20 protein-coding genes and 1 tRNA gene are annotated in these 25,316 nt (G+C 73.7%); 7 read left to right on the top strand and 14 right to left on the bottom strand.

Annotation, left to right across the window (positions count from 1 at the left end; translation table 11 throughout):
• The first annotated feature begins 75 nt into the window (after positions 1-75).
• Together ACWCYY_RS14890 and ACWCYY_RS14885 are read left to right on the top strand one after the other, a co-directional pair.
• Entirely contained in the window at positions 76-1,908 is a 1,833-nt protein-coding gene (locus ACWCYY_RS14890; protein ID WP_380149430.1) for a dolichyl-phosphate-mannose--protein mannosyltransferase, read from the top strand.
• A gap of 119 nt (positions 1,909-2,027) precedes the next feature.
• Entirely contained in the window at positions 2,028-3,692 is a 1,665-nt protein-coding gene (locus ACWCYY_RS14885) for a penicillin-binding transpeptidase domain-containing protein (RefSeq protein WP_345288274.1), read from the top strand.
• A gap of 27 nt (positions 3,693-3,719) precedes the next feature.
• Here the strand turns inward: ACWCYY_RS14885 and ACWCYY_RS14880 are convergent, their stop codons facing one another.
• The 9 genes from ACWCYY_RS14880 to ACWCYY_RS14840 form a co-directional block, all read right to left on the bottom strand.
• The gene (locus tag ACWCYY_RS14880; protein ID WP_345288276.1) at positions 3,720-5,231 is read right to left on the bottom strand and encodes a N,N-dimethylformamidase beta subunit family domain-containing protein; all 1,512 of its coding nucleotides are present in this window, start codon (positions 5,229-5,231) and stop codon (positions 3,720-3,722) included.
• 165 nt (positions 5,232-5,396) lie between these two features.
• Positions 5,397-6,710 (bottom strand): glycosyltransferase 87 family protein, encoded by a 1,314-nt coding sequence (locus ACWCYY_RS14875; RefSeq protein WP_345288278.1) that lies wholly within the window; start codon positions 6,708-6,710, stop codon positions 5,397-5,399.
• 83 nt (positions 6,711-6,793) lie between these two features.
• The gene (locus tag ACWCYY_RS14870) at positions 6,794-8,257 is read right to left on the bottom strand and encodes an APC family permease (RefSeq protein WP_345288292.1); all 1,464 of its coding nucleotides are present in this window, start codon (positions 8,255-8,257) and stop codon (positions 6,794-6,796) included.
• 259 nt (positions 8,258-8,516) lie between these two features.
• Positions 8,517-10,130, bottom strand: a complete 1,614-nt coding sequence (locus tag ACWCYY_RS14865) for a DUF2079 domain-containing protein (protein WP_345288280.1) — start codon at positions 10,128-10,130, stop codon at positions 8,517-8,519.
• 1 nt (position 10,131) lies between these two features.
• Positions 10,132-11,382, bottom strand: coding sequence for a glycosyltransferase 87 family protein (locus tag ACWCYY_RS14860; protein WP_449796233.1), 1,251 nt, complete (start codon positions 11,380-11,382; stop codon positions 10,132-10,134).
• Positions 11,383-11,550: 168 nt separating this feature from the next.
• On the bottom strand, positions 11,551-13,014 hold the full coding sequence (locus tag ACWCYY_RS14855) for a penicillin-binding transpeptidase domain-containing protein (protein ID WP_449796295.1): 1,464 nt from the start codon (positions 13,012-13,014) through the stop codon (positions 11,551-11,553).
• A 56-nt stretch (positions 13,015-13,070) separates the two neighbouring features.
• Complete coding sequence (locus ACWCYY_RS14850; RefSeq protein WP_449796232.1) at positions 13,071-14,417, bottom strand: FtsW/RodA/SpoVE family cell cycle protein; 1,347 nt, start codon at positions 14,415-14,417, stop codon at positions 13,071-13,073.
• A gap of 43 nt (positions 14,418-14,460) precedes the next feature.
• Positions 14,461-14,973: a DUF1269 domain-containing protein gene (locus ACWCYY_RS14845; protein WP_345288286.1), complete on the bottom strand. Its 513-nt coding sequence runs from the start codon at positions 14,971-14,973 to the stop codon at positions 14,461-14,463.
• Between the two features lie 335 nt (positions 14,974-15,308).
• The gene (locus ACWCYY_RS14840; RefSeq protein ID WP_449796231.1) at positions 15,309-16,490 is read right to left on the bottom strand and encodes an FAD-dependent monooxygenase; all 1,182 of its coding nucleotides are present in this window, start codon (positions 16,488-16,490) and stop codon (positions 15,309-15,311) included.
• Positions 16,491-16,583: 93 nt separating this feature from the next.
• Between ACWCYY_RS14840 and ACWCYY_RS14835 the strand changes: the two genes are divergently transcribed.
• The 3 genes from ACWCYY_RS14835 (at position 16,584) to ACWCYY_RS14825 (ending at position 19,534) form a co-directional block, all read left to right on the top strand.
• Entirely contained in the window at positions 16,584-17,282 is a 699-nt protein-coding gene (locus ACWCYY_RS14835; RefSeq protein WP_345288290.1) for a TetR/AcrR family transcriptional regulator, read from the top strand.
• A 108-nt stretch (positions 17,283-17,390) separates the two neighbouring features.
• Complete coding sequence (locus ACWCYY_RS14830) at positions 17,391-18,683, top strand: VWA domain-containing protein (RefSeq protein WP_449796230.1); 1,293 nt, start codon at positions 17,391-17,393, stop codon at positions 18,681-18,683.
• Between the two features lie 2 nt (positions 18,684-18,685).
• Positions 18,686-19,534 (top strand): peptidase, encoded by an 849-nt coding sequence (locus ACWCYY_RS14825; RefSeq protein WP_449796229.1) that lies wholly within the window; start codon positions 18,686-18,688, stop codon positions 19,532-19,534.
• 468 nt (positions 19,535-20,002) lie between these two features.
• Here ACWCYY_RS14825 and ACWCYY_RS14820 read toward each other — a convergent pair whose 3' ends face one another.
• From ACWCYY_RS14820 to ACWCYY_RS14805, 4 genes are all read right to left on the bottom strand, one after another.
• Complete coding sequence (locus ACWCYY_RS14820; protein ID WP_449796228.1) at positions 20,003-20,974, bottom strand: GNAT family N-acetyltransferase; 972 nt, start codon at positions 20,972-20,974, stop codon at positions 20,003-20,005.
• Between the two features lie 176 nt (positions 20,975-21,150).
• Entirely contained in the window at positions 21,151-22,701 is a 1,551-nt protein-coding gene (locus ACWCYY_RS14815; protein ID WP_449796227.1) for a M28 family metallopeptidase, read from the bottom strand.
• Between the two features lie 150 nt (positions 22,702-22,851).
• Positions 22,852-23,517 (bottom strand): NAD(P)-dependent oxidoreductase, encoded by a 666-nt coding sequence (locus tag ACWCYY_RS14810; protein ID WP_345282572.1) that lies wholly within the window; start codon positions 23,515-23,517, stop codon positions 22,852-22,854.
• 73 nt (positions 23,518-23,590) lie between these two features.
• On the bottom strand, positions 23,591-23,953 hold the full coding sequence (locus tag ACWCYY_RS14805) for a cupin domain-containing protein (protein WP_345282570.1): 363 nt from the start codon (positions 23,951-23,953) through the stop codon (positions 23,591-23,593).
• A 175-nt stretch (positions 23,954-24,128) separates the two neighbouring features.
• Here ACWCYY_RS14805 and ACWCYY_RS14800 point away from each other — a divergent pair, with 175 nt between their 5' ends.
• Both ACWCYY_RS14800 and ACWCYY_RS14795 read left to right on the top strand, forming a co-directional pair.
• The gene (locus ACWCYY_RS14800) at positions 24,129-24,878 is read left to right on the top strand and encodes a hyaluronoglucosaminidase (RefSeq protein WP_449796226.1); all 750 of its coding nucleotides are present in this window, start codon (positions 24,129-24,131) and stop codon (positions 24,876-24,878) included.
• Between the two features lie 27 nt (positions 24,879-24,905).
• On the top strand, positions 24,906-25,085 hold the full coding sequence (locus ACWCYY_RS14795) for a hypothetical protein (protein WP_449796225.1): 180 nt from the start codon (positions 24,906-24,908) through the stop codon (positions 25,083-25,085).
• A 109-nt stretch (positions 25,086-25,194) separates the two neighbouring features.
• On the opposite strand, the gene ACWCYY_RS14790 is transcribed toward ACWCYY_RS14795, so the two are convergent.
• Positions 25,195-25,271 (bottom strand) — tRNA-Ala (locus tag ACWCYY_RS14790).
• Positions 25,272-25,316 lie beyond the last annotated feature (45 nt).

Below are 25,316 nucleotides of genomic sequence, written 5' to 3'. Positions count from 1 at the left end.
CCGAGGTCCCTTTATTTGGTGATGAATCGGGCAGCTTTGCGGCGGGCCATTGTCTTGGTGGGGGGCGCCCCTACGATGTGGCGGGTGAGCGGCGAGAAGGGTCCCGAGGGACCGGTTGGCGTAGACCACTCGGAGGCGGGCGCGGTTGCGCTGCTGGACGAGGCGGTGGCGGTACCGGGGCCCCGGGACGGCGAAGAGGGCGCGTCGGGCTGGCGCCGGGCGCTGGAACGGCTCGGACACCGGGCGGCCGAGCCCGCCCCGGTGGCCGAACGGCTGGTGCCGCCGATGCCGGACGGCCCGAAGGTGACGCCCCGTCGGGTGGCGCCCTCCCCCGTGCTGCTCTCGCTCGGGGTGCGGCTGCCGGACGCGCTCTGGTCCTGGCTCTGCCGCTGGGCCGGCTGGCTGGGCCCGGTCGCGGTGGCGGTCTTCGCCGGGGTGCTGCGGTTCTCCGGGCTGAGCGGCCCGCACTCGCTGATCTTCGACGAGACCTACTACGCCAAGGACGCGTACTCGCTCTGGCAGGTGGGCTACGAGACCAGCTGGCCGGACGACGCCAACACCAAGATCATGGCGCCGCAGCAGTCCATCCCGTTCCGCGAGGACCCGTCGTACATCGTCCACCCGCCGGTCGGGAAGTGGATGATCGGGCTGGGCGAGCAGCTGTTCGGGATGAACCCCTTCGGCTGGCGGTTCGTGGTGGCGGTGCTCGGCACCCTCTCGGTGCTGATGATCGCCCGGATCGGACGCCGGCTGTTCCGCTCCACGCTGCTGGGCTGCGTGGCCGGCCTGCTGCTCGCGGTGGACGGGCTGCACTTCGTGATGAGCCGGTCGGCGCTGCTCGACCTGGTGGTGATGTTCTGGTGCCTGGCGGCCTTCGGCTTCCTGCTGCTGGACCGGGACCGCACCCGGGGTCTGATCGCCCGTCGGCTGGAGCAGGGCGGGAAGCCCGACGCCTGGTGGTTCGTCGGGGTGCGCCCGTACCGGATCGCGGCCTGGGTCTGCATCGGGCTGACCTCGGCGACCAAGTGGAGCGGGATCTACGTCGCGGTCGCCTTCCTGCTCCTCGGCGTCTGCTGGGACTACGGCGCCCGCAAGGCGGCCGGCTCCAGGAACCCGCTGGGCTTCGCCCTGTGGGACCTCGCGTTCGCCGGCCTGGTGATGCCGCTGATCGCCGTCGTCGTCTACGTCGCCTCCTGGACCGGCTGGTTCGCGTCCGCCCGGGGCTACGGGCGGGACTGGGCGGCGCACCGGGCGGGGCTGTCGCCCGACACCGTGTTCGGCGTCGAGATGCCGTTCCAGTTCGGCATGAGCTGGGTGCCGGAGTCGCTGCGCAGCCTCTGGCACTACCACGCGACGATGTACGACTTCCACGTCGGCCTGACCAGCCCGCACACCTACCAGTCGAACCCGTGGAGCTGGCTGCTGGTCGGCCGCCCGGTCTCCTTCTTCTACGAGTCCCCGAAGATGGGCCAGTCGGGCTGCAAGGTCAGCGAGTGCGCCACCGAGGTGCTCGGCATCGGCACGCCGCTGCTCTGGTGGACCGGGATCGTGGCGGTGCTCTACTGCCTGTACCGCTGGGTGGCCCGGCGGGACTGGCGGGCGGGCGCGATCCTCTGCGGCCTGGCCGCGGGGTACCTGCCCTGGTTCGTGTACCAGGAGCGGACGATCTTCCTGTTCTACGCGGTGGTCTTCGTCCCGTTCCTGGTGCTGGCGGTGACCATGATGCTCGGCGCGCTGATCGGGCCGGCCACCGCGAGCCGGGACCGGCGGCTGATCGGCGGCACGGCCGCCGGGGTGATCGTGCTGCTGGTGATGTGGAACTTCGCCTACTTCCTGCCGATCTTCAGCGGCCGCACCATCCCGATGGACGACTGGCGCAGCCGGATGTGGTTCAACACCTGGATCTGACCGGCTCCGTACCAGCTCTGCAACAACGGGCGGGTGGATCGCCCACGCACCGTTGACCTCGGCTTATGGTGGGCTGGACCTGCCATGACCATCGGGGGAACAGCACCATGCACACGGGCGTGAAGATAGGGATCGGCGTCGTGGGCGCCGGCATGCTCGGCGTGGCCGGGCTCGGCGCGTACAACATCTACGACTCGGTCTCCGACGGCTCCGAGGACTCCGCGCCGAAGGTGCGCACCGTGGTGGCCGAGGCCCCGGCGGCCGACCTGGCCGCGACCGGCGCGAAGGCCTTCCTGGAGGCCTGGGCCAAGGGTGACTACGAGGCCGCCGGGAAGCTCACCGACAAGCCGGACACCGCCAACACCGAACTGCGCAACTTCCAGGACCGCCTGAAGCCGAGCGCGATCACCCTGACCCCCGGCGGGGCCCCGACCGCCGCGCCCTCACCGTCCGCCTCGGCCTCGGCGTCGGCCTCCGCCGCCCCCGCCGCGGGTGGCGGCACCAGCGTTCCGCTGACCTTCAAGGCCAAGGTGGAGTTCGCCGGGGTCGCCGGCGCCTGGACCTACGAGGGCCGGCTCAACCTGGTCAAGATGAGCGACGGCAAGGCGGCCGTGCAGTGGGCGTCGAGTGTGCTCAACCCGAAGCTCAAGCCCGGTGAGTTCGCCGACATCAAGCCGATCACCGCCAAGGTCACCGGCGTGGTGGACCGCAAGGGCAGGAAGCTCAACTCACCGACCCTGAACGGCCTGCTGGCCAACATCAAGCCGGCCGAGGTGAACCCGGGCGACGCCGGCACCGGCGTGGTGATCACCAAGGCGAACGGCTCCCAGGAGACGCTGTTCACCCTCACCGAGCCGAAGGCGGGCGCGGCCGCCAAGGTCACCCTGGACGCGACCCTCCAGGCCGAGGCCGAGAAGGCCGTGCAGACCGCCTCCGAGAACGGCAGGCTCCCGGCCTCACTGGTCGCGATCGAGCCCTCCACCGGCAACATCCTGGCCATCGCCAACGCCCCGGCCACCGGCCAGAACCGTGCCTTCCTGGCCGCCATCGCCCCCGGCTCGACCATGAAGGTGGTCTCGGTGGCCGCCTTCCTGGAGGCCGGAGTGAAGCCGGACGACGTGGTGGCCTGCCCGGAGACCCTCAACGTGTCCGGCCGCACCTTCAAGAACGACTTCGACGGTGACCACTCGGACTACAAGCTCTCCCAGGACTTCGCCCAGTCCTGCAACACCGCCATGATCAAGAAGGGCCAGGAGGTCCTGAAGAACGGCGACATGGAGACGCTGGCCCGGGACGCCTTCGGGATCGGCCCGACCTGGAAGACCGGTCTGCCGCTCGCCCCGGCCAGCGCCCCGGTGCCCAACGGCGCCACCGAGCGGGCCGCCCAGATGATCGGCCAGGGCAAGATCACCATGAACGCCCTGACCATGGCCTCGGTCTCCGCCACCGTCCAGAACGGCACCTTCAAGCAGCCGATCCTGGTCCCCGGCTACGAGCAGCAGACCGCCGCCAGGACCCTCTCCCCGTCCACCCTGTCCGGGCTGCGCCAGATGATGAACCTGACGGCCACCCAGGGCACCGCCGCCAACGTGATGCGCGGCATCACCGCCAACGCGGGTGCCAAGACCGGCACCGCCCAGGTGGACGGCCAGAAGGACGACAACAGCTGGTTCACCGCCTACCGCGGCAACCTCGCGGTGGCCGCCGAGGTCGGCGGCGGCGGCCACGGCGCGGCCGCGGCCGGGCCGGCGGCGGCCGCGGTCCTCAAGCTCGGCAACGGCTGACCGGGCCGACCGGGGGCTGACCCTCCGTCAGAGCGGGCTCCGCACCGGGTGTGCGGGGCCCGCCGGGCCGGCCGCGAAGGCCCGCAGCAGGTTCTCGGTGACCCGGCGGGTGAAGGCCCCGGCCCGGTGGTCCATGCCGTGGTCGGCCCTCCCGCCGCCCGGGCCGTTCGCGTCCAGCGCCTCGACCCAGCGCATGGTGCCGGTGGCGAAGACGGCGGCCCCGCCCGGGGTCGTGTAGTACGCGGAGTCGGCGTACGAGCGGCGGCCCTCGCAGACCACCGGGGAGCGGGAGACCAGCTCGATCGGCCCCGGCGTCGGCCGGTCGGCGGGGAGCACCCGGTCGTACTCGACCCCGACCAGGTGCGGGAAGGAGTCGCCCTCCTGCGCGCCGGTGCCCTCCAGCAGCCAGTGCCCGGGGTTGCTCACCACGTACGCGGCGTCCACCGGGTAGCCGTCGTAGATCACGCCGAGCAGGGCGCTCTCCGGGTCGGCGCCCGGCCCTTCCCGGAAGTCGCAGGTGGCGGGCCGGCCGGCCCGGAAGCCCGGGTCGTCCCGGTAGTCGCTCTTCCAGCAGACCACGGTGCGGTCCTCGCCCAGCGGCGAGGACTCGTACCGGACCCGGCGGTAGCAGCAGTTGGCGCCGAGGAAGGCGAGGTTGGTCCCGGCCTCGCGGGCGGCCGTGACGTGGCGGCGCTGCTCGTCGGACCAGTACTCGTCGTGGCCCGGGGAGAGCAGGGCGGTGGCCCCGCGCAGCAGCTCCGGGGAGCGGGCCAGGTCGGGCCCGGTGGTGTAGGCGAGCGGGATGCCCAGCCGCTCGGCCAGGGCGATCAGCGGGGCCTCGTAGACCAGGAACAGCCCCGCCCCGTCGTCGTAGTGGTACGGCCGGTCGAAGCTGACCTCCAGCGCCCGGGTCGCGTAGCCGCCGGTCGGCCCGTTGTAGAGGCTGTGGCCGCCCCACTCGTTGTACGCCTGCCAGGTGGCCACCGCGTTGACCACGACGCTCCGTCCGGCGGTGGAGCGGGAGCGGACGGTGAGCGGGACGTACCGGTGGCCGGTGTCGGCGTCCAGGCGGAGCAGGTAACTGCCCTCCGGCCAGCCGGTGGTGTCCACGGTGGTGCTGCGCGGCCAGGGGGCGCGGACGGTGCGGGTGCGCGGGTCGGTGGTGGCGGCCGGCTGGAGGGTGCCGGGCAGGCGCTCGGAGCGCCAGACCAGCCGGGCCCGGGCTCCGCCGTACCAGCCCGCGCGGTACGCGGAGACGGTGAAGCCGGGCGCCGTGGTGGAGACGTGCAGGCCGAAGGACTCGCCGGGGAGCACGCTGACCCGGTCGGCGTAGCCCTGGACGGCCTCGCGCGGGCCGGGGTCGGTGATCGCCCAATCGGCGTTGCCCGGGCGGGAGTTCTCGTCCTGGACGGGGGACGGGGACGGGTCGGGGGCGGTGGGTTCCGGCGCCGGGGAGCCGACGGTCTGCCCGCAGGCCGTCAGGCCGACAGCCGCGGCGGCGAGTCCGAGGAAGCGTCGGCGTCCGGTCGGGTACGACATGTCCGTATCGTGCCCGGCCGTCGCCCGCCGGCGGCCCGCACCACGCGGACCGTCCGCTCCCCCGCCGGCCCCGCTCACCCGCACGGAGGACCACCCCGGCCGAACTCCGCGAACTCGCCGCCGGGGTCGACCGCGCGGCTCCGCCGCGCCGGGCCGGCGCACCGGTCAGAGCTGAACGCCCGTCAGGATGGTGGTCAGCCGGTCCGGTCTTCGGCGCGGCACCGCGGCGAGCCGGGGCCAGACCACCAGCACCGCCGGGAGCGCCAGGTACCCGAAGCGCCCGGCCGGGGCCAGCGTGAAGGCCACCGCGAGGCCGACCGCGAGCACGTCGCAGGCGTGCACCGCCGAGGTCGGCGGGTAGGCGATCAGCCAGACCGCGACGCCGAAGGCGCCGAGGCAGAGCATCGAGAGCGAGATGGTGTGCCCGGTCGGGCCGAAGCCGGCCAGGATCTTGCCGGGCAGCGGGCTGCCGGCCGGGGTCCGGATGCCGGTCAGGCCGAGCGGGAAGCGGACCACCTGTTCCTGGATCACCTGGGGGATCGTCAGCAGGTAGGGCAGCACCACGGCCGCCCCGGCGCCCAGGGCGGTGAGGGTGGCCCGGGCCGCCGGGCGCCGCCCGTACAGCCGCCAGAGCAGCAGGGCGGCCACCGGGAGGGCGGGCCAGGCGGTCCACTTGAGGGTGCAGGCCAGGGCCAGCACCAGGCCGGCGGGGACGGCGCGTCCGCGGGCGGCCAGCGCCATGGCGAGGCAGCAGACCCCGATCAGCGGCAGGTCCACCCCGCCGACGGCCAGCGCCAGCGCGATCAGCGGCGAGGCGGTGAGGGCGGCCAACGGCAGCAGGGCGGCGCCCTCCTGGCGCGGGCGGAGCAGCCGGCGGCAGGCCAGCAGGCAGGCCAGGAAGGTGACGGCGAACCAGATCCGGGCGTCCCCGAGCAGGACGCAGACCGGGTTCCCGGTGCCGAGCAGGGCGCGCGGCAGTCCGAAGAGCGCCATCGCCGGGAGGTACGGGTCGTAGTCGGTGACCACCGCCGGGTGCGGCAGGTACGGGCTGCCGGAGTCCAGCAGCAGCCGGGCCGAGCGCTCCACCACCATCACCTCGGACTGGTGACGGCCGCTCAGCACCAGCAGCACCAGGGGCACCAGGACGGCCCCCAGCACCGCGACGGCCGCCGCCGCCCTGGCCCCGAGGCGGCCCGGCACGGTGAGGCGGAGCAGCGCGGCCAGCCCGTAGGCGGGGGCGGCGACGGAGCCCCAGAAGACCTGGTTCGGCAGGTCGGAGACCAGCGGGAACGCCGCCGCCCAGCCCGCCGCCACCAGACACCCGAGGACCTGCACCGGTCGGCGCCGGGACAGGCTGCGCCGGGCGGTCCGGGCCGTTCGCTGGCCGGGGATCCGGCCACCGGCCAGCGCGGACCGTCCCGCCTCGGGCAGGGCGCAGACCGCCTGCTCGGGTACCTCGGGGGATCGGGTGGTGGCCATGCAGGAAGGTTAGGGGGTCGGTTGTGCCCTTCCGTAGAGGAAGGGACAACGGTTTGGTGGAGCTCTGCGGGCGGTTGTGGGGGTCAGCCGGTCTTGGAGAGCTCGTCGGCCGGGCGGTTCAGCTTGGAGTGCTTGACGCTGTAGCCGAAGTAGACGACCGCGGCGAGCGCCAGGGCGACGCCGAAGAAGAGGTACGTCAGGGGGTGCAGCTTGACGATCAGGTAGACGCAGAAGCCGACGCTGAGCACCGGCACCACCGGGTAGCCCGGCACCTTGAAGCCGCGCGGCAGGTCGGGCTGGGTGCGGCGGAGGATGATCACGCCGACCGAGACCACCGAGAAGGCCACCAGGGTGCCCAGGCTGGTCAGGTCGGTGAGGATGTCCAGCGGCACGAAGGCGGCCAGGGTGGCGACGGCGGCGCCGACCACCAGGGTGTTCCAGACCGGGGTGCCGGAGCGCGGGGAGAGCTCGGCGAACTTCTTCGGCAGCATGCCGTCGCGGCCCATGGAGTAGAGGATCCGGGTCTGGCCGTAGATCACCACGAGGGTGATCGAGAAGATCGAGACGATCGCGCCGACCGCGAAGAGCATCGCGGGCCAGGTCTGCCCGGTGACGTCCTGGAGGATCTGGGCGAGCCCGGCCTCCTGGCCGTCGAACTGCTGCCAGGGCTGGGCGCCGACGGCGGTGATCGCCACGCCGATGTAGAGCAGGGTCACCACCACCAGCGAGATGATGATCGCCATCGGGAGGGTCCGGCGCGGGTCCTTGACCTCCTCGCCGGCGGTGGACACGGCGTCCAGGCCGATGAAGGAGAAGAAGATGCTGGAGGCGGCGGTGCCCACGCCCGCGACGCCGAGCGGCATGAACGGGGTCAGGTTGCCGGAGTGGAAGCCGGTCAGGCCGATCGCGATGAAGAGCACCAGGATGGTGATCTTGATCGCCACCATGGCGGCGTTCACCTTCGCCGACTCGCTCACGCCGCGGATCAGCAGGAAGACCACCATGGCCACCAGGATCACGGCCGGCAGGTTGAAGAACCCGCCGCCGCCGGGCGGGGCCGCCATCCACTCCGGGATGGTGAAGCCGAAGGCCAGGTCGAAGAACTTGTTCAGGTACTCGCCCCAGCTGACCGCGATGGCCGAGGCCGAGACGCCGTACTCCAGCAGCAGGCAGACGCCGACGCCGAAGGCCACCACCTCGCCCAGGGTGGCGTACGCGTAGGAGTAGGAGGAGCCGGAGACCGGGATCGCCGAGGCCATCTCCGCGTAGCACAGGGCGGTGAGGCCCGCGGTGACGGCGGCGATCAGGAAGGAGATCACCACGGCCGGCCCGGCCTCGGGCACCGCGCTGCTGAGCACGAAGAAGATGCCGGTCCCGACGGTCGCCCCGATGCCGATCGAGGAGAGCTGCCAGAGCCCGATCGAGCGCTTCAGGTGGATGCCCGACCTGCCGCCCTCCTCCGGTGCGCCCGGCGGCGGTGCGTCGGCGGCGCCGCTCTCGGCGATCAGTACCGAGACGGGCTTCTTGCGGAACAGGTCGGTGCCCATGGTGCTCAAGGCGGTGGTTCCTTCTAGGCGGGGGAGGGTGTCCTAGGCGGCTGCTCCGGAGCGCTGTGGGGACCGCTGTGGGGGCGGCAATCCGGACCAACCGAACAAAGATGGGACAGTACCCTGGAAGCGCACCAGTCACGCAAACGGTGCGGGACGGGGTCCGCCTTGTACGGATCGTCACATACCGTACGACAAACCGGACACATCGCACGCGGCGGCTTCGCCCGATCGGAGCTATCCGCGCCCTGACGGTGCGTCAGCCCCGGAACAGGTTGTGCCCCACGTCGGAGGGCACCACGTCCTGCACCGGCCGGCTGTCCGGCCCCGGCACCGACTCCCCCGGCACCGGTGCCGTGCCCGTCCGGTGCAGCAGCACCGCGCCGCCCTCGGACCAGATCCGCTGGTAGCCGTTGGCCTCCAGCAGGCGGATCCGGGCCGCCTGCTCGGTGTCCGCGGCGAACGGGAAGGCCCGCTTGTCGGAGCGCATCAGCACGTACTCCCGGCCGCGCGGGGTGCCGTCCACCAGCACCACGTCGGTGCGGGCGGTGAGCCGGGGCGCGACCTGGTTGTCCGCCTCCACCGACGCCCCGTCGGGGATCAGCGCGGCGCCGCGCAGCAGGGCCGCCTCGCTGGGCTTGGCCTGCCAGGCCGCCGGCACCGCCAGCTTGACCACCCCGAAGGGCAGCGCCAGCGCCAGTGAGAGCCCGGCCGCGGCCGCCCCGATCCGCCGGTACGTCCGGGCCTTCGGAGCGCCCTCGGCGCAGAGCCGGCCGAGCACCTCTACGGCGGCGGTGACCAGCACCGGCCAGAGGAAGACGTCGTAGTGCCGGGCGATCGACCAGTGGTTGGGGTTGGAGGAGAGGATCCGCTCGGCCAGCAGCGGGACCGCGCAGAGCGCGGTGGCCGAGCGCAGCGGCAGGGCCAGGGTGGTGACGAGCAGCCAGAGCAGCAGCAGCGGCTTCAGCGGGGCGTCGAAGGCGGCCCGCACCAGGAGCAGCGGATCGCCCAGGACGTTGCGCAGGGCGTCGCCGCCGTCGGTGCCGAGGGCGGCGTAGTTCCAGTAGTAGCCGGGCTCGCCGCCCATGGCCGGGATCAGCCAGCCGACCGTGACGGCGGCCGCCACCGGTCCGGCCACCAGCAGGCCGAGGCCGGTGATCAGCCCGCGCCGGTCGCCGTCGCGGCGTGCCCGCAGCGCCAGCACCAGCCCGTACGCGGCCACCACCAGGCCGAGGTCCTCCTTGGTGCAGCAGAGCAGCACCGCCGCCACCAGCACCCCGCCGTACCGGCGGGCCTGGCCGCGCTCGAACATCAGCAGGGTGAGCGGGGCGGCGAAGGCCACCTCGTGGAAGCCGCCGCGGGCGGCCACCAGCAGCGGCCAGCCCAGGACGTACACCAGCCCGGTGAGGTCCACCGCGCGCCGGGCGGTGCGCGGGTCGGCGGCGGCGAAGCTCCGGGCGGCGATCCGGCGGGCCAGCGGCACCCCGGCGGCGAACAGCAGGGCCTGACCGAGGATCAGCGAGCGCGGGTCGTCCCAGATCCAGTAGAGCGGGGCGAGCAGGGCCAGCACCGGGGAGAAGTGGTCGCCCAGCAGCGAGAAGCCGGGCGGGAACTCGTGGTGATAGGTCTTCAGGGAGGAGACCGGCAGCCCGAAGTGGGCGTAGCCGCGCACGCCCTGGTCGAAGATGCCGAGGTCGAAGCCGCCGAGCTGGACCGAGCTCCACTGCTGGAGGCCGATCGCCAGCAGCACCAGGAAGCCGCCGACCGCGGTGGCCGGCCCCCGGTACCGGGGGTCCCGCCACCACGCGGCGGCGGGCGGCGCCCCGGTCGGTCGGACGGCGGTCGGCGCGGGGCGCACGGCGGGTGAGGTCACGTCAGCTCTGCTCGGTCAGCACGGGTACGGCGGGGGCGGCCGACAGGCCGGCGGGCCGGCGCAGGCGGCGGTGCAGCCGCACCGCCGTGACGCCGAGCACGGCGAGGCCGAGCAGCGGGTAGGGCGAGGCCGGCACCTGCCACCACGGCTCGATGCCGAGGCCGCTGCGTTTGGGCACGACCCACAGGGTATGCGAGAAGAACACCAGGGCGGTGGCACCGAGCACCCAGGCCCAGCGGCGGTCCCGCCAGGGCAGCGCCCGGGCCGACTCCTGGGCGGCCTCGGCGCCGAGCAGCACCAGCAGCGGGACGCACCAGACCCAGTGGTGGCTCCAGCTGATCGGCGAGATCAGCACGCCGGTCAGCGCGACGGAGACCACCCCCCAGGCCTCGGCCCGGCGCAGCACCCGGGTGGAGCGGGCGGCCAGCACGGCCACGGCGAAGCCGAGGACCGCGACCAGCGCACCGGCGGCCAGGCCGGTGAGGCCGGGCTGGTTGGTGGAGAGCAGGCGGGCGACCATGCCGCGCACCGACTGGTTGTCCACCAGCTCGGTGACGCCCACCCGGCGGGAGTCCCAGAGGTGTTCGGTCCAGAAGCCGAGGGAGTCGCCGGGGAGCACCACGGCGCCGAGCAGCACGGTGGCGGCGAAGACCCCGCCGGAGACCAGGGCGGCCCGGATCCGGCCGGTCAGCAGCAGGTAGACCGCGAAGACGCCGGGGGTGAGCTTGATGCCCATCGCCAGGCCGATGCCGACGCCCTTGAGCCGGTGGCCGTCGGCCCGGGTGAGGTCCCACAGGACGAGGCAGGCCAGCAGCAGGTTGATCTGCCCGTACTGGAAGGTGGTGTAGACGGGCTCCAGGAAGACCCCGGCGCCGGTGGCCAGCAGCAGCGCGGCCGGGCGGTCCACCCGGCGGGGCCAGCCGACCAGCTTGAAGGAGAGGTGCACCAGCAGGGCCAGCAGGGCCACGTTGGCCAGGGTGACCAGCACCCGCAGCAGCGAGACGTCGAACCAGCCGGCCGGCACGAAGAGCATCGCCGCGAACGGCGGGTAGGTCGCCGCCAGGTCCCAGCCCGGCAGCCGCATCGCGTACAGGTCCCGCCCGTCGGCGACGGCCTCGCCCTCGGCCCGGTAGACCAGCATGTCCACCATGTTGAAGCCGTGCAGGTGGCGCACCACGGCGAAGGCCGAGAGCAGCACCACGGCCGCGCAGAGCGCGGACCCGACCGTCAGCCGTGCGCCCCGGTCAGCCACGCCGCCCCGCAGCCCTGCGGCGGATACGGCTGGTTCTGGCACATGACGGCATGGAACATCCCCCTGGGAGCGGAAAGAACCGAATCACCCTAACGGAGCCTCCGGGACCGGGCGGTGACTCCCGCCACACCGGCTGTCACAGCTCTGTCACCGGTTGATGAGAGCGTCTCAGCCACCGTTCAGCACCGCCTGCATGACGGACCGTGCGATCGGCGCGGCCAGCCCGCCGCCGGTCACGTCGGTGGCGGCGCTGTCGGCGATGACCACCGCGACGGCCACCGGGGGCACCGCGGAGGAGCCGCCCGGCCTGGCCCAGGAGATGAACCAGGCGTACGGGACGCCGGAGTTGTCCACCCCCTGCTGGGCGGTGCCGGTCTTGCCGCCGACGGTGGCGCCGGGGATCCGGGCGTTGCGGCCGGTGCCGTTCTCCACCACGTCGGTCATCAGGTGCTGCACCTGGCCGGCCACCTGCGGGGTGACCGCCTGCCGGTAGACGGCGGGCTTCATCACCTGGACCGAGGTGCCGTCGGACTTGGCCAGCCGGTCCACCAGCTGGGGGTGCATCACCGTGCCGTTGTTGGCGATCCCGGCCGCGACCATCGCCATCACCAGCGGGGTGGCGGCGGTGTCGTACTGGCCGATGGAGGAGAGCGCGACCTGCGAGGCGTTCATCTCGGTGTCGAAGTTGGACCGGGCGGCGCGCACCGGGATGTCCAGCTTGGCGTCGTTGAAGCCGAAGGACTCGGCCGTGGCGGTCATCTTCGCCAGGCCGACCTGGGTGCCGAGCCAGCCCATCACGGAGTTGCAGGAGAGCACCATGGCCCGGTCCAGCGACTGGCCCGGCGAGTCGCAGGCGGTGGTGTCGTTGACCAGCTCGGTGGTGGTGCCCGGCATCACGAAGGGGTACGGGGCGCCGGTCGGGGCGTTGATGTCGGTGACCACGCCGTTGGCCAGCGCGGCCGCCGAGGTGACCACCTTGAAGGTCGAGCCGGGCGGGTAGATCTGACGGAGCGCCCGGTTGAGCATCGGCTGGTTCTTGTCGGCCTGCAGCCTGTTCCAGGCGTCCTGGTCGGCGCCGGAGGAGCCGGCGAAGCTGCCCGGGTCGTAGGAGGGGGTGGAGGCCAGCGCCAGGATCCGCCCGGTGGCCGGCTCGATCGCGGCGACCGCCCCGGTCTGCCCGCCGAGGCCCTTGAGCGCCGCCTGCTGGGCCGCCTTGCTGATGGTGGTGTAGACGTCGCCGCCCGGGTTCTGCTTGCGGGCGATCTCGTCCCAGAGCGCCCAGCTCGCCAGCCGGGGGTCGGTGCCGGAGAGCAGGTCGTCGTCCACGCCCTCGATCTGGGTGTTGCCGTAGGTCTGCGAGGAGTAACCGGTGACGGCCGCGTACGCCTGGCCGTCGGTGTAGGTGCGCTTGTACGCGTACCGGCCGCCGGTCTCCGCCGAGCCGGTGACCGGGTCGGCTCCGACCAGGATGTTGCCGCGCGGCTGGGCGTAGCGCTGGATGGTCTCGCGCTGGTTGGCCGGGTTGTCGTCCAGCTCCTGGGCCTCGAAGACCTGGACGTGGCTGGCCTGGCCGATCAGCGCCAGGATCAGCAGCAGGCAGAAGGTGCCGGCCCGGCGGCCGGTGGTGGAGATGCCCGGCAGGCCCTGCGGGCCGCCGGTGGAGGTGGCGCCCTGACGGCGTCTCAGTCTCACTCCTGGGCCTCCGAGGCCTCCGGGGCGGGGCGGCGGGCCTGGTCGCTCATCCGGACCAGCAGCGCCACGATGATCCAGTTGGTCACCACCGAGGAGCCGCCCTGGGCGATGAAGGGCAGTGTCATGCCGGTCAGCGGGATCAGTCCGAGCACCCCGCCGGCCACCACGAACAGCTGCAGCCCGACGATCGCGGCCAGGCCGATCGCCAGCAGCCGGCCGAACGGGTCGCGCAGGGCGATGCCGGTGCGGAAGCCCCGCGAGATCAACAGCGCGTACAGCAGGAAGACCGCGACCAGCCCGGCCAGGCCCAGCTCCTCGCCGATGGTGGCCAGGATGAAGTCGGACTTGGCGGCGAAGCCGATCAGGATCGAGTGGCCCTCGCCGAGGCCGGTGCCGAGCACCCCGCCCCAGGCGAAGGCGAACAGCGACTGGGCGATCTGGTTGGCCCCCTCCCCCGCCGCGATCGACCCCAGCGGGTCCAGCCAGGCCGTCACCCGGCTGTGCACGTGCGGGGAGAGCCAGCCCACCGCCACCGCGCCGACCGCCGCCAGGAACAGGCCGATGGCGATCCAGCCGCTGCGGGCGGTGGCCACGTACAGCATCACCACGAAGAGGCCGAAGAAGAGGAGGGAGGTGCCGAGGTCGGTCTCCAGCACCAGCACCCCGACGAAGGCGGCCCAGATCAGCAGCACCGGGCCGAGGTCCCGGCCGCGCGGGAACTGGAACTTCCACAGCTTCTTGCCGGTCAGTGCCAGCGCGTCCCGGTGCACCGCCAGGTAGGCGGCGAAGAAGATCGCCAGCAGGATCTTGGCGAACTCCCCGGGCTGGAAGGAGAGCGGGCCGATGGTGATCCAGATCCGCGAGCCGTACACCGGCGGGAAGAAGATCGGCAGGATCAGCAGCACCAGCGCCACCAGGGCGCCCACGTACGCGTAGCGCCGCAGCAGCCGGTGGTCGCGCAGCAGCACCACCACGGCGATGAACAGCGCCACCCCGAGGGTGGACCAGAGCAGCTGGGTCGGGGCCGCCTCGCTCTTCGGAGTCGCCCGGTCCAGACGGTAGATGACGACCAGTCCGATCCCGTTCAACAGGATCGCGATCGGCAGCAGCAGCGGGTCCGCGTACGGGGCCTTCCACCGGATCACGCCGTGCGCCAGCAGCGCCAGCACGCCGAGCGCCGCCCCGTAGCCGGCCGCGCCGGAGGGCACCGAGCCGTCGATGTTGACGCCCACCTCGACGTAGCCGAAGACGGCGATCAGCACGGCGCCCAGGACCAGGGCGAGTTCGGTGTTGCGGCGGGTGGCCGGCCGCGGGGGCGGCGCGCCGGCGGCGGGCGGGGCCACGGACCTCCTGTCGAGTGGACGGGGCTTGCCGGGTGAGGGTGCGTCAGGCGGAGGCCGCCGGGGCGGCGGCGCGCGAGGCCTCGACGGTGGCGCGCAGCTCGGCCTCGGCCTCGGCGCTCAGCGAGGTCTGGATGATCTGCCCGCCGTACCGGGCCAGCGCCGGCACCACCTTGTCGGCGGTGGCCTTGCGGACCAGCAGGAAGACGGCGGCGCTGCCGGGCTGGAGGTGCTCGCCGACCTGCCGCATGAAGTTGTCGTCCACGCCCACGTCGGTGGAGGCCCCGACCGCCGCGCCGGTGGCGCCGCCGACGGCCGCCCCCAGGAACGGCATGAAGAAGAGCAGCCCGATCACGCCGCCCCAGAGCGCGCCCGAGGCGGCGCCCGCGCCGGTGGTGGAGACGGCCTGGTGCAGCTTGATCTTCCCGTCCTCGCGCCGCTCGACGACGACGGCGTCCTCCAGCTCGATCAGCTTCTGCTTCTGCAGACCGACCGCCTCGGCTCGGACCTTCTCGGCGGTGGCGAGGTCGGGGTAGGCGATCGCGAACAGGTTGCTCACGGGGAGGTCCTTCCAACTCGACGGGCTTCTCCGGGCACCCTAACCGGGATTAGACATATTTATTGCTCTTGGTGCTGGTGTGTCCGGATTTCGCCGCGCCGGAGCAGCCGGAGCACGCACACCCGCCGGGCCGACGCCTCCGGCGGGGCACAGGCTGCCTCCGGCGGGGCACAGGCTGCGGGCTGCGGCGGCACGGCCGGAACACCCCGCACCCGACCCCGGCACCCGGCGGGCCGACGCCTCCGGCGGGGCACGGACTGCGGACTGCGGCAGCACGGCCGGAACACCCCGCACCCCCGGCGGGCCGGCGCCTTCGGCGGGGTGTGGGCGGCGGGTCAGTGGTGCGCGAGGGTGGCCGGGTAGTCGGGGAGGTCCATGGTGGCGACCTTCTGACCCTCCGCCAGCATCCAGGCCATGACCCGGGGGCGGTTGAGCAGGGCGTCGCGCAGGAGGCAGCCGAACCGGCCCGGGGCGAGGAACGCGCCGCAGCGGTCGCCGCCCTTCTGGCAGCGCTCGGCGTACGGGCGCAGCAGCCGCTCGTAGGCGGCGAAGGCCGCGCCGTGGTCACCGCCGTGGCGGGCCAGTTCGCCGGCCAGGACGTAGGCACCGACCACCGCGGTGCCGGTGCCCATGCCGCCGATGGTCGCGCCGCAGGCCGCGTCGCCGAGCAGGACCGTCCGCCCGGAGGCCCAGCGCGGGACGTCGGCCCGGCTGATCCAGTCGAGGTAGAGGTCGTCGGCGCCGCGCAGCGAGGCGAGCAGGGCGGGCGCCTCCCAGCCGAGCCCGGCCAGCCGCTCCGCGATCAGGGCCTTCTGCTGCCCGGGGTCGTGCCGGTCGTACTCGAGCCGCGGGGCGGCGAAGACCACGAAGGCGTCGGCCTCCGCCGGGTCGGAGTGGCCGCCGCCGAGCTGGGCGAGCAGACCGGGGGCGTTGAGGCCGACGGTCTCCCGGCCGAGGCCGAGGTGGTTGGGCAGCTTCCAGGTGGCGGCGTAGTACCCGAGGTGGGTGACGTACCGCTCCTCCGGCCCGAAGGCGAGCCGCCGGACGGTGGAGTGCAGCCCGTCGGCGCCCACCACCAGGTCGAAGGTGCGCGGCGCGGCGGTCCGGAAGGTCACCCGTACGCCCTCGCCCGTCTCGACCAGGCTCGTCACCGACTCCCCGAAGAGGTACTCGGTGTGCGGGAGGCCGGCCTCGTACAGCACCCGGACCAGGTCTCCCCGGTGCACCTCCACCTCGCCGCCGGTGAACTCGGCGGGCAGCGCCAGCCGCTGACGGCCCCTCCGGTCGACGTAGCGGCCGGCCCGCCCGCCGGTGTCCAGCGCGCGCAGCCGTTCCAGCACGCCGGTGCGCTCCAGCACGGTCAGGTGCGCCTCGCCCCGGAAGTCGACCGCCTGGCCGCCCTCCCGCAGCGCCGGGGCGTTCTCGACCACCGTGACCCGGTACCCGTACCGGCCGAGCCAGTGCGCCAGCGCCGTACCCGCGATTCCCGCCCCCGAGACCAACACGCTCCCGCCCATGGCGGACCCCCTCCGTGAAACTGTGTCCGACGGACACTGTCGATACCGTGTACGGTAGACGCAGTTTCGGTGCGAGGGCAAGGGGAGTCTGGGATGAGCGGGGAACTCGACCCGGCCGCACGGCTGTTGTGGGGCCCGCCGCCCACCCCGACCCGAGGTCCGAAGGCGGCGCTGACGCTGGAGCTGATCGCCCGCGCGGGCATCGTGATCGCCGACGCCGAGGGGCTGGGCGCCGTCTCCATGCAGCGCGTCGCCGGCGCGCTCGGCTACACCAAGATGGCGCTCTACCGGTACGTGCCGGGCAAGGCCGAGCTGGTCGCACTGATGGCCGAGCAGGCGATCGGCGAGCCCCCCGAGGGCGCCTCCCCCGGCTGGCGGGCGGCGCTCACCGCCTGGACGCACGGACTGGCCGAGGTCTTCGCCGCACACCCCTGGCTGCTGGAGGCCACCCTCGGCCCCCGGGTGCTCGGACCGGCCGAACTCGGCTGGATGGAGCGGGCGGTGGCCGCACTGGAGGGGACGGCGCTGACCGGGGCCGAGCGGATGGACACCGTGGCGGTGCTGTCCGGGCACGTCCGCTCGCTGGCGCAGCAGGCCAGGGCGGCCGACGGCGGGTCCCCCGAGGCCCGGCTGGCCGCCGCCGTCGGCTCGCTGGTCGAGGCGCACCGGGAGCGGTTCCCGGCCGCCGCCGCGGCGATGGCCTCGGTGCGGCCGGAACAGCGGGACGCGGCGCTGGACTTCGGACTGGAGCGCTTCCTGGACGGGCTCGCGGTGCTGATCGACGGCCGCTGACACCCGCCGGCCACCCGCCGGACGGCCGCCGGCGCGGGGCCGTGCCGGGTGGCCTGAACCCCACGGGGCCCTTTGGAGCGGCGAACTGATGATCCATAGGATGCGGCGGTGACCACCAGACGACGACGATCGCCGGCCCGCCCGCTCGGGCTGCTGGCCGCCCTGGCGATATCCGCCGGGGCCCTGATGCACGGATTCCCGGCCCAGGCCGACGAGTTGGGGGTCGAGCCGCCCAGGGTCGACCTGGTGCTCGACGTGAGCGGCTCGATGCGCGCCACCGACATCCAGGGCAAGAGCCGGATGGAGGTGGCCCAGAAGTCGATCAACGAGGTGATCGACGCGCTGCCCGAGGAGACCCACTTCGGCATCCGCACCCTCGGTGCCACCTACCCGGGCAACGACAAGAACGAGGGCTGCAAGGACACCAAGCAGCTCTTCCCGGTCGGCAAGACCGACAAGACCCAGGCCAAGACCGCCGTCGCCACCCTGCGGCCGACCGGCTGGACCCCGATCGGCCTGGCCCTGCGCGGCGCCGCCCAGGACGTCGGCACCGGCAGCACCACCCGCCGGATCGTGCTGATCACCGACGGCGAGGACTCCTGCGCCCCGCCGGACCCGTGCGAGGTGGCCCGCGAGCTGGCCGCCGCCGGCACCCACCTGGTGGTCGACACGCTGGGCCTGGCCCACGACGAGAAGACCCGCCAGCAGCTGCTCTGCATCGCCAACGCGACCGGCGGCACCTTCACCGACGTGCAGACCCAGCAGCAGCTGACCGACAAGGTCAAGCAGCTGGTCAAGCGCGCGGGCACCACCAACCGCACCGCCCCGGCCAAGGCCACCGGCACCGAGCAGTGCGACACCGCACCGGTGCTGGCCCCCGGCGTCTACAGCGACCGGGAGAAGTTCTCCGAGCACCGGGTCTACCGCGTCGCGGTCCGCCCGGGCCAGGAGCTCCGCGCCTCCGTCTCGCTCTCGCTCGACCGGGCACTGGCCCGGGACTACGGCGTGCTGCTCAAGGCCACCGACACCGGCGGCCAGGAGCTGGTCCGCGGCACCGACGCGGGCAGCGGCCGCACCGACGTGGCCTCCACCGGCGTGCGCTGGTCCTCCGGCAAGAAGGCCACCGCCACCGCCACCCCGACGGGCGCTCAGCAGGCCGACACCGTCTGCCTGGTGGTCAGCAACTCCTTCGCCCCGGCCCCCGGCGTCGCCGCCGAGCCCGGCCTGCCGCTGGAGCTGACCGTCGACCTGGCCGCCGCCTCCCCCGCCCCCGACGGCTGGTCCGCCGGACTCGGGCGCGGCTGGGTGCTGCTGCTGGTGCTCACCCTGGCCGGCCTGCTGGCCGGCCTGGTCTTCGGCTGGCTGGCACGCTGGCGGATCGCGGTCTGGCGGGAGAACTGACGATGCGTACGACCCTCCTCAAGCGCTGCTCGGCCGTCCTGCTGGCGGCCCCGCTGCTGCTCGCCGCCTCCCCCTCCCCGTCGCCCTCCGGTTCCGTGAAGCCGGTGACCGACGCGGGCACCTCCTTCCTGACCGCCACCACGCTGGCGGCCGGCCAGGGCGCGGACGTCGCGGCCTCCACCGGCGACTACCTGTACTGGGCCTTCGCCGCCGCCGAGGGGCGGACGGTCACGGTGGACGTCACCGTCACCCTGCCGCCCGCCGCCGAGCGGCACGGCCCGCAGGGCTGGTCGGTGGAGTTCTTCGACGGCCTGCGCCGCCGCCAGTCCTGCACCTCCGGGCCGCAGGACGCCACCGCCCAGCAGGCCGACGCGGCCGTGACGCTGCGCTGCACGCTGCGGCAGATCCGCTCCTGGGCCGAGCCGTGGTCCGGCGACCCGCTCCCCGGCACCTACTACGTCCGGCTGACGGCCGGTCAGGTGCCGCAGCAGGACCTCGGCCTGGCCGCCCAGGTGACGCTGAAGCTCACCGAGCGCGGCGGGGCGGGCGACGCCCAGCCCGAGGGCGGGGAACTGAAGGCACCGCTGGTCCCCCCGGTGAACTCCGGGACCACCGGCACGGCGCCCACCGCCGCACCGTCCGCCTCCGCCTCGGAGCGCGCGGTCGCCCCCGGCGAGGACGACGAGGCCTGGTACTCCGCCGCCGTCACCGGCGCCAACACCCGCTGGTACTGGACGGTGGCCGGCGGCATCCTCGCCGCCCTCGCCGGCGTCGCCGGCTACCGCCTCACCCGCCACCCCCGCGGCCGACGCCCCGCCGGCCCGCCGCCGCAGACCCCGAGCGGCTACTGACCCTGGGGTCGCTGCCCTCCCTCCGGACGAACGGCAGGGCAGCGACCCCCAGGGGCGCGAGGAACTGGGCGAACCGGAAGAAACAGACCCGTGTGCCGGGTACGGACAGCCACCTGCAAGTGAGCCTCCGTACCCGGCACACGGTTTTCGTCCTTCCGCAGCGCGCAGTTCCCCGCGCCCCTGGCCGCCTCCGGCGGCCCGAAGGCGCCGGAGGCGGCCGAAAGCGGCAGGGGAAACGGCATGCGGCTACTGACCCACGGGCCCGGTCGCCGCCCTCCGGACGAACGGCAGGGCAGCGACCCCAGGGGCGCGAGGAACTGCGCGCATCGGAAGACAACGACCCGTGTGCCGGGTACGGGCGCTCACTTGCAAGTGAGCCTCCGTACCCGGCACACGGGTCTCGTCCTCCCGCAGCGCGCAGTTCCCCGCGCCCCTGACCGCCCTCCGGGCGGCCGCGCGGCGCGGCTGCTAAGCAGCCGTCAGGACCAGGCGGACGCCGAAGCGGTGGTAGCCGGCGCGGTCGAAGGCGGCGGCCATGGGGAGGTTGTCGGCGTCGGTGTCGGCGCCGATCCGCTCGGCGTCCCGGGCGGCGTGGAAGCGGGTGATCTCGCCGAGCAGCTCGTCCACGTAGCCGCGCCCCCGCGCGGCGGGGAGCACGCCGAGGAAGCCCACCACCGGGCCGCCCTGGTTGGCGGAGGGCAGCGCGAAGCCGACCGGCTCGCCCTCCGGCGTGTGCGCCGTCAGCCACCAGGGGCGTTCGCCCGGCATCTGCAGGTAGGCATCCAGGGTCTCCCTGGCCTGCCCCTCCGCGCCGAGCCGGGCGAGGCCGCGCCGGGTGTCGTCGTCGATCGAACCCTCGGCGGTGCGCCGGAACAGCTCGACGAAGACCTCGTCGTCGGGCTCGGCGGTGAAGACCAGCCGCCCGCTCGGGGCCGGCACCGGCGCCCCGGGCCTCCACTCGTACCGGTGGCGCTCCAGGCGCCCGCCCAGACCGCTGCGCCCGGCGGCCGCGAGCCGCCAGTCGAGGGCGGCCGAGACGGCGGGCTCGTCCCGCCAGTCCGGGGCGAGGAAGAGGTGCCACTCGGGCAGGTCCCATCCGGCGGCGCGGAAGGAGTCGTGGGCGGCGGTCAGCAGCCCGGCGGCCAGGGCGGTCCGGTCCTCGACGCCGGGGGCCGTCCAGACGCAGTCCAGGGCGAGCGGGCGGTCGCCCTCGGGGAAGGTCCACCAGACCGCCCGGGCCAGCAGGCGGCCCTCGCCGTCCTCGGCGATCCTGGTGTGCTCGGGGCGGTAGGCGCCGCTCTCCAGCATGGAGCGGTAGCGCTCGGGGTCGGCCCAGGAGACGGGCTCGTCCACGGTGCAGGACAGCACCCGGTCGAGGTCGGCCGGGGTGGTGCTGCGGAAGGTGGTGCGGGAAGGGCGGGACGTCGTACGGAAGGACACGCTGCCTCCGGGCAGTCGGTGGCGCTTCCGGAGCGGCTAGCGAGCCGTACGGGAAGGAAGCGCCGGGGGGATGTGGGTGTGCATCGCCACGCCTCCTTCCTCCGCCCGTGGCGGACCTGGCGCCGGGTGCGCCATCGCGGTGGACACTACCCGGCGCCGGTCCGACGGGCCATCGGTTATTCGGCGGCCTCGTCCCCGTGGCCCGCGTGCAGGCCGCCACCGCCGCCCTGACCGCCGGAGGTGTTCTCCGGTGCGACCGGGGCGGTCAGCGAGGAGAGGTCCCAGGCGTAGGTGCCGACGGCGTTGGCGATCACGTCGATGTTGCGGTCGAAGGCCTTGAGGTCCAGGTTGGACAGGTTGTCGCAGGCCTGGTGGTAGCACTTGTCGAAGGCGGTGCCGGCGGTGCCGCCGTACGTGGCCGCCTGCGCGGCGCTCTTGATCCCCTCGGCGCCGGTGAAGGTGCCGCCCGCGGGGATGCCCGCCTCGATGAACGGGCCGTAGTCGGAGCGGCCGGTGAAGTCGGTGCCCTCGTGCGGCAGCTGACGCCGGTCCAGGTAGCCGTTGATCAGCCGCTCGATCTGGGCCGAACCGGCCGGGCCGGGGCCCGAGCCGACGTGGTCGGAGTCGTCGCCGTCGTAGACGAACTGGGCCGCGTTGGGCGAGGCGATCATGTCGAAGTTCAGGTACAGCTTGATCTTCGCCTTCTCCGCGTCGGAGAGCGAGGCCACGTACGCCTCGGAGCCGATCAGCCCGAACTCCTCCGCCGACCACCAGGCGAACCGCACCTTGTTCTTCACCTGACGGTCCGACAGGCTGCGGGCCACCTCCAGGATGCCCGCCGAGCCGGAGCCGTTGTCGTTGATGCCGGGGCCCTCCGTCACCGAGTCCAGGTGGGCGCCGACCATCACGGTGCTCGCCGGGTCGCCGCCCCTGGTCTCGGCGATCACGTTCCAGGTCTTCCGCTTCTCGATCAGGGTCTTGATGTCCAGGTTGACGGTCACCGGCCCGGCCGCCGCCTTGGCCGCCAGCGCCTCGCCCGCCGCCTGGGTGATGCCGCCGACCGGCACCTTGCCGGCCGCCGGGTCGCCCAGGGTGCCGCCCAGCTCGCCCGCGGTGTTGTTGTAGACCACCGCGCCGACCGCCCCGGCCGCCGCCGCGGTGGCCTGCTTGACCGCGAAGGTGCAGCCGCCGCGCTTGATCAGCGCGATCTTCCCGGTGAACTCGCCGGCCGGGTAGTCCGAGGCCTCGCAGCCGGTGGTGGCGTCCACCGCCACCACCGCCAGCGGGGCCGTCAGCCCGCCGTCCGGGCCGCTGACCGAGTAGGTCATCGCCCGCATCGGCACGTCCTCGGCCACCGGGCCGACCACCCGCAGCGTCTGGGTGAGGGCCTGGTTGAAGGTGTACTCGAACTCGTGCCGGGAGACCTTCAGCCCGGCCTCCGCCGCCTTCCGGGCCACGTACTCGGCCGAGGCCGCGTGCCCGGCCGAACCGGCCACCCGGGTGCCGCCGTTGCGGTCGGCGATCCGCTGGAACTGCTCCAGGGTGCGGAAGGCGTCCTTGCCGCTGCTCTGCTCGACCAGCTTGGCGGCCAGTTGGGCGGCCTTCTTCGCCGGGTCCGGGCCGTGGCCGTGGGCGGCGGCTCCGGTGGCCCCGACCAGCAGGACGGGAGTGGTCAGGGCGGCCACCGCGAGGGCGGCAACGGCTGCGCGACGGGTCCGAACGTTCACGGGCGAATCCTCCGACGGGTCGTCAGTAGCACCTAGGAACAGCGGTGCTGGTGACCGTAGCGATCCGGCTCCCCGGTGAACACCGAACGCACAGAAGCGGTTGCCGACCCTCCGGTCTCCTCTCCCCGCCCCCGTACGTCTCCGCCCGCCTCAGGAGGCCACCGCCACCGTCCGTCCCACGCTCTCCCCGCTGCCCACCAGGTCGAGCATGCAGTGCGCCACGTCGGCGCGCGACACGGAGGTGCCGCCGCGCACGTTCCGGTCCAGGGCGGTCCGGTAACGGCCCGTCAGCGGACGGTCCGTCAGCCGGGGCGGGCGGACCACCGTCCAGTCCAGCCCGCTGGCCCGCACCACGTCCTCCATCCGGGCCAGGTCCGCGTACCGCTCCCGCAGCGCGGCCTTCACCAGCGGCGCCAGCAGGCGGCGGGTGACCAGGTCGTCCCCCGGGTCGTGCCGCGGCGGGTGCGGCCGCTCCGGCGACGGCACCGTGCCGATCGGCCCCGCGCTCACCACCAGCAGCCGGCGCACCCCCTCGCCCCGCATCGCCCCGGCGATCGCCCGGGTGCCCCGCTCCGCCACCCCGATGTCCCCCTTGCCCCGGGCCCCGAGCGCCGACAGCACCGCGTCCGCCCCGGCCACCGCCTCCAGCAGCTCCGCCCCGGGCACCGCCAGGTCCACCCCCACCACCCGGGCCCCGCTGCCGGCCAGCCCCTCCGGACGGCGCACCGCCGCCGTCACCTCGTGCCCCGCCGCGACGGCCTGTTCCAACACCAGCCGTCCGATGCCGCCGGTGGCGGCGAAAACCGTGATCCTCATGCTGCCCGCTCCCTCGGTCGATGCCGTGTCCCTCACAGCACCGACGTACCGGGAGCGGGAAGTGTGACCGGCTCTAGCGCTTCGCGTAGTCGGAGTAGCCCTGCCAGTCCAGGAACACGCAGGGCTCGTCGCCCAGCACCCAGGCGTCGTGCCCCGGCTCGATCACCGCGACGTCCCCCGGGCCGAGGTCCTGCTCCGTGCCGTCGTCCATCCGGATGTGCATCCGGCCCGAGACGCAGTACCCCACGTGCGAGGCCATGCAGCTGTCCGTCCCGGCGATCGGCCTCACGTGCTCCGACCACCGCCACCCCGGCTCGAAGGTCCCCTGCCCCACCTGGGCCCCGTCCAGGTCCACCAGGTCCAGCCGCCCCTTGTCCGCCTCGAACGGACGGGTCTCGTCGGCCTCGTCGAATCTCTTCCTGATCAGAGCAGCCATCACGGCCTCCCTCGATCGGCCGCCCACCGGGCCTGACCGCCGCCGGGCGGACTCCTGCCTCCACCGTACGCCGGGACCACCGGGACGCACGCCTGACACCGGATCAGCCACCGTGCGCGGCCGGGCGCGTCGGTATAGTGACCGGCCGACGACGGACCAGGGGGAGGACGGTCGCATGGCCATCGGACGACGGATCTTTCTCGGCGGATTCACCGCCGGAGCGGTGACGGTGGCGGTGGGCGGGGCCGGCGAGGCCTCGGCGGACGCCGCCACCACCGCCTTCGAGGGCGAGGTCACGGCGCGGAGCTTCAGCACCGCGACGGACACCCGCTCGGCGTTCTTCAGGACCACCTCGACCGACCAGCACGCCGTGACGGTCTATCAGGCCGGCACCTCCGGCAGCGCCGTGGCGCTGAACGTGGTCTCCGACAACCCGGGCACCTCGGCGATGTACCTCAGCGGCACCGAGACCGGACGCGGCACCCTCAAGATCACCCACCGCGGCTACGCCGACGGATCGGACCTGAACGCCGCCGCGATCTCCATCGACCTGCAGACCTCCGGCACCGCGGCCCAGGGCATCTACCTCACCTCCACCACCGGCTCCACCACCGGCAACCTGATCGCGCTGCGCAACAGCACGCTCGCCGACGGCACCAAGCTGGAGGACCTGGTGGTCAAGGGCTCCGGCCTGACCGGCATCGGCACCGTGCGCGGGGACAGGCCGCGCGCCCAGCTGCACGTCGTCCAGCGGCCCGCCGCCCCGGCCGCCCTGCTGGTGGAGGGCGTGCTCCGGGTCGGCGACAGCGCGGCCGCCCCGACCTCCGTGGACGGCACCGCGCGCGGCGGAGCGCTGTACGCCCAGGGCGGCGCCCTGATGTGGCGCGGCTCCAACGGCACGGTCACCCAGATCGCCCCGGCCTGACGGCCGGCCGGACACCAGGAGGACACGGTGCAGCTGACCCCCGAGGAACTCGTCGCGGAGTTCACCGACGCGGTGCTGGAGCTCTACTTCGCCCGCAAGCGGATCGGCGCGCTGGAGGCGGAGAACGCCGCCCTGCGCGCCGCCCTGGCCCAGGCCCCGGCACCGGCACCGGCACCGGTGGAGGCCGAACCGGGCCTCCCCGCCTGACGGGGCGCCAGTCCGGGCCGGTGGCCGCTCCCCGGGGTGCCGCCGGCTCCGCCGCGTCCCGGGAAAGCAGAAGTCCCGCCCGGTCCGAGGACCGAGCGGGACTTCTTGTTGGTGGAGCTGAGGGGATTCGAACCCCTGACCCCCTCGATGCGAACGAGGTGCGCTACCGGACTGCGCCACAGCCCCAACGAGAAGAAACTCTAGCACCTTCCGGAGGGGGCTCGTGACCAC

Source organism: Kitasatospora sp. NPDC001664 (assembly GCF_053596675.1).
The sequence above is the reverse complement of the archived record's forward strand: the minus strand, read 5'-3'. Positions and strand labels throughout refer to the sequence as shown.

What these genes read in the sequence shown, in the direction of transcription:
- ACWCYY_RS14890 (WP_380149430.1), top strand. Translation starts at nt 76, where the DNA reads ATGTGGCGGGTGAGCGGCGAGAAGGGTCCCGAGGGACCGGTTGGCGTA.
- ACWCYY_RS14880 (WP_345288276.1), bottom strand. Translation starts at nt 5,231, where the DNA reads ATGTCGTACCCGACCGGACGCCGACGCTTCCTCGGACTCGCCGCCGCG.
- ACWCYY_RS14875 (WP_345288278.1), bottom strand. Translation starts at nt 6,710, where the DNA reads ATGGCCACCACCCGATCCCCCGAGGTACCCGAGCAGGCGGTCTGCGCC.
- ACWCYY_RS14870 (WP_345288292.1), bottom strand. Translation starts at nt 8,257, where the DNA reads ATGGGCACCGACCTGTTCCGCAAGAAGCCCGTCTCGGTACTGATCGCC.
- ACWCYY_RS14840 (WP_449796231.1), bottom strand. Translation starts at nt 16,490, where the DNA reads ATGGGCGGGAGCGTGTTGGTCTCGGGGGCGGGAATCGCGGGTACGGCG.
- ACWCYY_RS14835 (WP_345288290.1), top strand. Translation starts at nt 16,584, where the DNA reads ATGAGCGGGGAACTCGACCCGGCCGCACGGCTGTTGTGGGGCCCGCCG.
- ACWCYY_RS14825 (WP_449796229.1), top strand. Translation starts at nt 18,686, where the DNA reads ATGCGTACGACCCTCCTCAAGCGCTGCTCGGCCGTCCTGCTGGCGGCC.
- ACWCYY_RS14810 (WP_345282572.1), bottom strand. Translation starts at nt 23,517, where the DNA reads ATGAGGATCACGGTTTTCGCCGCCACCGGCGGCATCGGACGGCTGGTG.
- ACWCYY_RS14805 (WP_345282570.1), bottom strand. Translation starts at nt 23,953, where the DNA reads ATGGCTGCTCTGATCAGGAAGAGATTCGACGAGGCCGACGAGACCCGT.
- ACWCYY_RS14800 (WP_449796226.1), top strand. Translation starts at nt 24,129, where the DNA reads ATGGCCATCGGACGACGGATCTTTCTCGGCGGATTCACCGCCGGAGCG.